The following is a 7,736-nucleotide window of genomic DNA, read 5'->3' as shown; positions in this document are numbered from 1 at the left end:
TAATTGGGGGTTTCCCCCTGTGAGAGTAGGACGTCGCCGGGCACCACAAGAGTAGTCGAGAGACTGCTCTTTTTTGTGTTTCAATCGATGTCCGCAAGGGGCGCTCATCCCGACACCATTAATCAAAGGTTCCTTACCTATTTTGGGCAATCACCGATAAATTTCGGAATTGCACCGTTATACTTTAGATGTGCACCGTTATATTTCAAAATCGCACCGATAAATGTTGAATCCGCACCGATATAATTCATACGCTGCGGGCTTCTCCCTTTCAACGTGGCTTGATGTGATGCAGAGGATCGCGTTTTAAATCGAGAAAAAGCGAAATTGAGGTACTCCAGAGAAAGATACAGCAGTAGGTCCTTTTTACTGTTTGGCGTGAATATGGTCAGAATCCACGTGATTATCAGGAAATTGGCGCGATTATAGAACTATCGGCGTGAATTTCCGTATTTCGGTGCGAATCCATTCGATTTCTGTGTGTTATCGGACGGGACAGCCATGGGAGTACATAAATGGGGTTTACTAAGATATCCAGTGTATGTTAAAGATAAGGAATGCCTTTTAAAAGTGGATCGATAATAAGCAAAATGAATATTATTTCCTCTTTTATAGCTGGTGGCCTATAATTGGATACTATATACCATACCATGTAATATACACACACATTATCACACCAATCGGAAAGAAATAGGGGAGATACAAATGGAATCTTGGTTATTTCAATGGTGGAATGAAGACACCTTGACCGTCACGATTAGACTGGTATTGGCAGCAGTGCTGTGTGGGATGGTCGGCATTGAGCGTGAATTCAAACGTCACCCGGCTGGATTTCGAACGCACTTATTAGTCGGTGTCGGAGCTTGCTTGATGATGATTCTATCGATATTCGGTTTTGAGGATTTTTTAAATACGCATCAGAGGGTCCAAGGTTTTGACCCATCGCGTTTAGCAGCTTATGTTGTGAGCGGGATCGGTTTTTTAGGTGCTGGAACGATCCTTGTTCACGGTGTAACGGTGAAGGGGCTGACGACTGCAGCCTCGATTTGGGTAGTCGCAGGAATTGGTCTTGTTGTAGGTATAGGAATGTATTATGAAGCCATTTTTACTACGTGCATCGTGATTTTAAGTCTGTTGTTCCTCAATAAATTCGAGGATTTATATTTACGGAAGCAACGGTATCATCATGTAACGGTCATTGTAGAAAATAAAGAAGTATCTTTATCTAAAATCGTAAACGAGCTGGAGTCGTTGAAAACACCGATCTTAAGTTTATCTGTAAGTGATCATCCGAGTGATGCGGCAGTCCCGCTAATAAAGTATACGTTCAAAATACAGATTTCGAACCCTAAAAAGCTCCCGGAATTGTATGACAAGATACAATCCATCGACTATGTTCATAAAGTGTTTGCAACAGAGTAAAAATTGTTTAGCCCGTAAAAAGTCTGTCTATAATGTAGACATCAAAACATTTGCAAGTTGCGTGCAAATGTTTATAATTATAGTCAAAGAAAGTCAAAGTCAGATGTGAGGAGGGGCAATGATGGGATGAAAAATATATCGGACATTATTGAAGCGCATTTGAAGGAAATCATCAAGGAAAGTCACAAAAAAGCAATTGAAATCAAAAGAAGTGAAATTGCTGAAAAATTTCAATGTGTCCCCTCGCAAATCAATTATGTAATCAATACAAGGTTTACGGTTGAAAAAGGCTTTATTGTGGAAAGTAAAAGAGGAGGAGGAGGATATATTCGAATTATAAAAGTGGAAACCGATAATTCGACAATATTGCTTGATCAGATCCTCAAAATGATCAACACACGAATCAGTCAGGCTTCCAGTGAAAACATCATCTACAGGTTGTTGGAGGAAGGGATCATCACCAGGAAAGAAGCAAGACTGATGAAGAGCGTGATTGATCGCTCCACAATTAATATCGTATTACCTTATCGAGACGAACTACGTGCTAATTTGTTAATTGCAATGATACAAAGTTTGAAATATAAAGATTGAGGGGGAGTGTAAGGCGTGTACTGTCAAGAATGCCAGCAGAGACCAGCAACTTTGCACTTCACGAAGATCATCAATGGCAAAAAGAATGAATTCCATATTTGTGAACAATGTGCAAAGGAAAAAGGGGATTTGATACCAGGATCCAATTCGTTTTCCATCCACAACCTACTATCAGGGCTGCTTAACTTCGATCAACCTTTGAGCGATTCCAACAATCCTCAACCGGATAAGCAAGTGACACAATGCGATCAATGCGGTTTGAGTTATACGAAGTTTGCGAAGATCGGCCGGTTTGGTTGTCCCGATTGTTATAAAACCTTTGAATCAAAATTGACACCAATGTTCAAACGTATCCATGGAGGCAATACAAGCCATACCGGGAAAATTCCGAAACGCATCGGCAGCGAACTGATAGAAAGGAAAAAGATTGATCAATTCAAACAGAAATTACAGCAATTAATCATTCAAGAAGAATTTGAGGAAGCAGCGAAAGTAAGAGACCAGATTCGAATGATGGAAAAACGGTTCGAAGGGGGGAGCTGATTGGTGTCTCTTGAAAAATTTATCAGTGATGCGATAAGCCCTTGGATGAAAAGAGAAGGACCGGATTCAGATATTGTTCTAAGCAGCCGGATTCGATTAGCTCGCAATTTAGAAAATCATGTCTTTCCTATTATTTCGAACGAGCAGCAGGCGGATAAAGTGAACCGACAAATCCGAAAACATTATGAAAATCAAACATATGGTAATGTAGGCGTCTTATCATATATCGACATAGATGATTTGAAACCTATTGAGAAAAGGGTTCTAGTCGAGAAACACCTTGTTAGTCCTAACCTTACTGAGGATCCAAAATACTCCGGGGTTTTGATGAGTGATGAAGAACATGTAAGTATCATGATCAACGAGGAAGACCATCTTCGTATCCAATGTCTTTTTCCAGGTTTTCAATTGATTGAAGCATTGACGTTAGCAAGCGGGATTGATGATTGGTTTGAGGAAAAATTGAATTACGCCTTCGATGAACAGCATGGGTATTTGACAAGCTGTCCGACTAATGTTGGAACGGGAATGAGAGCATCTGTCATGATGCACTTGCCTGCACTTGTTCTAACCCAAAAAATTCACCGTATCGTCCCTGCGATCAACCAATTAGGATTAGTGGTCAGAGGCATATATGGGGAAGGCAGTGAAGCTCAAGGAAATGTTTTTCAAGTTTCAAACCAGATGACATTAGGAAAATCCGAGCAGGATATTATCGAAGATTTAAGAGGGGTCGTCATACAGCTTATTGAAGAAGAACGTTCGGCAAGGAAAAACTTACTCGAATCCTCGAGGATTCAATTGGAAGACAGGGTCTACAGGTCACTCGGTATCCTGTCAAACAGTCGTATCATACAATCTAAAGAAGCCACAAAATGCTTATCGGATGTACGGTTGGGCATCGATTTGAAATTAATTGAAGGTATTTCTAACACGATATTGAATGAACTTATGATACTCACTCAACCAGGATTTTTACAACAATATGCAGGTGAAGCATTATCTCCGGATGAGAGGGATATCCGACGCGCAACATTGATCCGGGAGAGAGTGAAATTAGAAAAGAACAACGAATAGGAAGGTGATCAAGATGATGTTTGGTCGATTTACTGAAAGGGCTCAAAAAGTACTCGCTCTTGCACAAGAAGAAGCGATCCGTCTAGGGCATAACAATGTTGGAACCGAACATATTCTACTTGGTTTGGTACGTGAAGGTGAAGGCATCGCAGCAAAGGCACTTTCTGTTCTAGGGTTAAGTCCTGAAAAAATCCAAAAAGAAGTTGAAACCTTGATTGGCAAGGGGCAAGAATCTGTCCAAACGATCCATTACACGCCTAGAGCCAAAAAGGTGATTGAATTATCTATGGATGAAGCTCGGAAACTTGGTCACTCGTATGTTGGTACAGAACATATATTGCTAGGATTGATTCGTGAGGGCGAAGGTGTTGCAGCGCGTGTTCTGAACAACTTGGGTGTGAGCCTGAATAAAGCACGCCAGCAGGTTCTTCAACTGTTAGGAAGCAATGAATCCTCCTCATCGTCAGGTGGGTCCTCTGTCAACGCCAATACCCCGACACTGGATAGCCTTGCTCGTGACCTGACAGCTGTAGCCCGTGAAGACAGTCTTGACCCGGTCATCGGCCGCAGTAAAGAAATTGAGCGTGTCATCGAAGTTTTGAGCCGTCGTACGAAAAACAACCCGGTATTGATTGGGGAACCAGGTGTTGGTAAAACCGCGATTGCAGAAGGACTTGCACAACAAATCATCAATAATGAAGTACCAGAAACCTTAAGGGATAAACGTGTCATGACGCTCGATATGGGAACGGTCGTCGCTGGAACGAAATATCGTGGTGAATTTGAAGACCGCCTGAAAAAAGTGATGGATGAAATCCGTCAGGCAGGAAACATCATCCTATTCATCGATGAACTTCATACGTTGATCGGAGCAGGGGGAGCAGAAGGTGCGATTGATGCTTCGAACATTTTAAAACCTGCCCTTGCTCGTGGTGAATTACAATGTATCGGTGCAACCACCTTAGATGAATATAGAAAATATATTGAAAAGGATGCAGCATTAGAACGACGGTTCCAGCCGATTCGTGTCAATGAACCTACAAACGAGGAATCCTTACAAATTCTTAAGGGATTGCGAGACCGTTATGAGGCCCATCATCGTGTCACGATTACAGATGATGCAATAGATGCCGCTGTAAAATTATCAGACCGTTACATTTCTGATCGTTTCCTACCGGATAAAGCGATTGACTTGATCGATGAGGCAGCCTCGAAAGTGCGCCTCCGTTCTTATACAGCACCTCCGAACTTGAAAGAACTGGAGCAGAGGTTGGAAAGCGTCCGCAAAGAAAAAGACGCTGCAGTGCAGAGTCAAGAATTCGAAAAAGCTGCTTCATTACGTGATTCAGAGCAAAAGCTGCGTGAGGAACTTGAGACAACTAAGAACACCTGGAAAGAGAAGCAAGGTCAGGAAAATACAGAAGTCACGCCTGAAGATATTGCTCTTGTAGTCTCCAACTGGACTGGAGTACCGGTCTCCAAACTTAAGCAAGAAGAAACAGAACGGTTGCTTAATATGGAGGATATCCTTCATAACCGGGTCATCGGTCAAGAAGAAGCGGTAAAGGCGATATCCAAAGCGATCCGCCGTGCCCGTGCTGGATTGAAGGATCCGAAACGTCCGATCGGTTCATTCATTTTCCTCGGACCAACTGGTGTAGGTAAGACTGAACTTGCCCGTGCACTAGCAGAAGCATTATTCGGTGACGAGGATGCAACGATCCGTATCGATATGTCTGAGTATATGGAAAAGCATACGACAAGCCGACTAGTCGGTTCACCTCCAGGCTATGTAGGTCATGAGGAAGGCGGACAGCTTACAGAAAAAGTCCGTCGGAACCCATACTCCGTCATCCTTCTCGATGAAATCGAAAAGGCCCACCCGGAAGTGTTCAACATCTTGCTCCAAGTACTTGAAGACGGCCGGCTGACTGACTCGAAAGGACGTACTGTCGACTTCCGTAATACTGTGGTCATTATGACATCCAATGTCGGTGCAGACACCCTTAAACGGAATAAGCATATGGGCTTCACTGCTCAATCGGAAGACCAGGCTTATGAAAATATGAAGACAAAAGTCATGGACGAAATGAAAAAAGCTTTCCGTCCAGAGTTCTTAAACCGTATTGATGAAACGATCGTGTTCCACACACTTGAAAAAGAACATCTCAAGCACATCATCAGCTTGATGTCGAAACAGCTGCAAAACCGACTTGCTGAACAGGGTATCGATATCGAGTTGACAGAGGCAGCGCTTGAAAAGATTGCTGAAGAAGGATACGATCCGGATTATGGTGCCCGCCCATTGCGCCGTGCCCTTCAACGCCGAATTGAAGACCGGCTATCTGAAGAGTTGTTAAGAGGAACCATCGCTAAAGGTCAAACCGTTAAAATTGACGTTGAAGATAATGACTTCACCGTCAACACTGTCGGAGCCTCCACCTGATAAAAAGCAACTCCATCAGCCTGATGCTGATGGAGTTGTTTAGTTTAAGGGTAAGAAACTCGTATGAAAAGGCTTGGGGTGCGTCCCTCAGAATTGGGGTAATCACACAGGTGGTTTCTGACAAAATTTCCTGAGGGTTAACTTCAACAAATTCCCTTAATTACCCATATGATGATAACTTATGAATACAATGGTTAAAAGAAGAGTTCCCAAACCTGTTTATGATATGATGGCAATAACAAAATCGAGATAGTTTTAAACCGTTTGGGAAATGGGGAAAATATAGATGGCAAAACGAAAAACGAGTTTTTTGTGTGGAGAGTGCGGGTATGATTCTCCAAAATGGATGGGAAAATGCCCGGGATGCGGAAGATGGAATACGATGGTGGAAGAAATCACCCAACCGGAAAAAGGACACCGCAGATCTTTCCAAACTGGGGGAACAAGCCAGAAGCCAGAACCGATCACCAAAATAAAAAGTGAGAAAGAACCCCGGATCAATACACAAATCAACGAATTGAACCGGGTGTTAGGCGGGGGGATTGTCCCGGGGTCTCTGGTACTGGTCGGTGGGGATCCAGGTATCGGAAAATCGACACTTTTGCTGCAAGCTTCTGCAAAACTAGCTGAACATAATCACACCATCTTATATATATCCGGAGAGGAATCGATCAAACAAACCAAATTGAGGGCCCAAAGACTCGGTATCAATCATGATAACCTTTATGTCCATGCTGAAACAGATATGGACCTGATTGAAAAAGCGATTGAAGAAGTCAACCCTAGCCTTTTGATCATCGATTCCATCCAAACTGTCTTCCGCGCTGAAATCACATCTGCGCCAGGCAGTGTCTCACAGGTCAGGGAATGTACTTCCCAATTCATGAGAATTTCAAAAACGAGCGGAATTGCAACATTTATTGTAGGACACGTTACTAAAGAGGGGTCTATTGCAGGACCTCGCTTACTTGAGCATATGGTTGATGCCGTCCTTTATTTTGAAGGGGAAAGACATCATACGTATCGTATTTTACGCGCTGTAAAAAACCGTTTCGGCTCGACGAATGAAATCGGGGTTTTCGAAATGAAGGAAGCTGGGTTGGACGAAGTTGAAAATCCATCTGAAGTCTTTTTAGAAGAAAGATCGAACGGGGCAGCTGGTTCCGCAATCGTGGCTTCTATGGAAGGAACAAGACCCGTTCTCGTTGAAATACAGGCATTAGTATCTCCGACAAGCTTCGGTAATCCTAGGCGTATGGGGAATGGGATCGATCATAACAAAGTATCCTTGTTGATGGCGGTCCTCGAAAAGCGGGTAGGTTTATTGATGCAGAACCAGGATGCGTATGTCAATGTGGCTGGAGGTGTCCGGCTGGATGAACCGGCTGTGGACTTGGCAATCGCGGTAAGCATTGCCTCAAGTTTCAAAGACAAACCGACAAAGCCGACTGATGTCATTATCGGTGAAATCGGTCTGACCGGGGAAGTCCGTCGCGTTTCACGTGTTGAACAACGTGTACATGAAGTTGCTAAACTAGGCTTCAAACGGGTCATTCTGCCTGAGAGGAACATTGGCGGATGGACGGTACCGGAAGGAATAGAAGTTGTCGGTGTATCCTCTGTGCAAGATACGCTACACCACACATTGGGAGGATGA

General features: G+C 43.3%; 6 protein-coding genes. All 6 read left to right on the top strand.

Going from position 1 to position 7,736, the window contains the following annotated elements:
* The first annotated feature begins 705 nt into the window (after window positions 1-705).
* The 6 genes from L1611_RS19480 to radA all read left to right on the top strand — a co-directional run bounded on the left by L1611_RS19480 (window position 706) and on the right by radA (window position 7,736).
* On the top strand, window positions 706-1,422 hold the full coding sequence (locus L1611_RS19480) for an MgtC/SapB family protein (RefSeq protein WP_236315340.1): 717 nt from the start codon (window positions 706-708) through the stop codon (window positions 1,420-1,422).
* Between the two features lie 126 nt (window positions 1,423-1,548).
* Window positions 1,549-2,013 carry a CtsR family transcriptional regulator gene (locus L1611_RS19475; protein WP_236315339.1) on the top strand — a complete coding sequence of 155 codons (465 nt, stop codon included), beginning with the start codon at window positions 1,549-1,551 and terminating at the stop codon, window positions 2,011-2,013.
* Between the two features lie 15 nt (window positions 2,014-2,028).
* Window positions 2,029-2,556, top strand: coding sequence for a protein-arginine kinase activator protein McsA (mcsA, locus tag L1611_RS19470; RefSeq protein WP_225068215.1), 528 nt, complete (start codon window positions 2,029-2,031; stop codon window positions 2,554-2,556).
* Between the two features lie 3 nt (window positions 2,557-2,559).
* The gene (mcsB, locus tag L1611_RS19465) at window positions 2,560-3,633 is read left to right on the top strand and encodes a protein-arginine kinase McsB (protein WP_236315338.1); all 1,074 of its coding nucleotides are present in this window, start codon (window positions 2,560-2,562) and stop codon (window positions 3,631-3,633) included.
* A 13-nt stretch (window positions 3,634-3,646) separates the two neighbouring features.
* A complete protein-coding gene (gene clpC / locus L1611_RS19460) occupies window positions 3,647-6,079 on the top strand; it encodes an ATP-dependent protease ATP-binding subunit ClpC (protein ID WP_236315337.1) in 2,433 nt (810 codons plus the stop codon).
* 286 nt (window positions 6,080-6,365) lie between these two features.
* On the top strand, window positions 6,366-7,736 hold the full coding sequence (radA, locus tag L1611_RS19455) for a DNA repair protein RadA (RefSeq protein WP_236315336.1): 1,371 nt from the start codon (window positions 6,366-6,368) through the stop codon (window positions 7,734-7,736).

This window comes from Pseudalkalibacillus salsuginis, from assembly GCF_021646685.1.
In the GTDB taxonomy this organism is placed as follows: Bacteria; Bacillota; Bacilli; order Bacillales; family Fictibacillaceae; genus Pseudalkalibacillus; species Pseudalkalibacillus salsuginis.
Note: the sequence above shows the minus strand (reverse complement) of the source record. Positions and strands in the feature narration are given on the sequence as shown.

Bases quoted from the DNA above. Each gene is read 5' to 3' on its own strand.
- L1611_RS19480 (WP_236315340.1), top strand. From the start codon at position 706: ATGGAATCTTGGTTATTTCAATGGTGGAATGAAGACACCTTGACCGTC.
- L1611_RS19475 (WP_236315339.1), top strand. From the start codon at position 1,549: ATGAAAAATATATCGGACATTATTGAAGCGCATTTGAAGGAAATCATC.
- clpC (WP_236315337.1), top strand. From the start codon at position 3,647: ATGATGTTTGGTCGATTTACTGAAAGGGCTCAAAAAGTACTCGCTCTT.
- radA (WP_236315336.1), top strand. From the start codon at position 6,366: ATGGCAAAACGAAAAACGAGTTTTTTGTGTGGAGAGTGCGGGTATGAT.